The organism is Photobacterium sp. R1 (assembly GCF_054600795.1).
In genome coordinates this window covers 1-235 of the sequence record NZ_BAAHZP010001007.1, presented here as the reverse complement: position 1 = coordinate 235, position 235 = coordinate 1, and the positions used below count along the sequence as shown (strand labels likewise).

General features: G+C 48.1%; 1 protein-coding gene. It reads left to right on the top strand.

Annotated features, from left to right (window positions below; all coding sequences use genetic code 11):
- Nucleotides 1-94: 94 nt before the first annotated feature.
- A partial coding sequence (locus ACYP03_RS28090; RefSeq protein WP_459782949.1) for an alanine--tRNA ligase-related protein occupies nt 95-235 on the top strand: 141 nt, incomplete at its 3' end.

The following is a 235-nucleotide window of genomic DNA, read 5'->3' as shown; positions in this document are numbered from 1 at the left end:
ACCTGCGGCGGACTGCACTTTATCGCGCATCCGCAGACAACTGAACCGCAGTTGCAGGCAGGTTGATTAACACAGCATTTTTCAGGATTTTCAAATGTACATGAGCACTGATGATATTCGCCGTGCGTTTCTTACGTTTTTTGTATGTAAAGGCCACCAGATAGTCGTATGTTCGTCTCTGGTTCCAGCCAATGACCAGACCCTGCTGTTTACGAACGCGGGGATGATCCAGTTT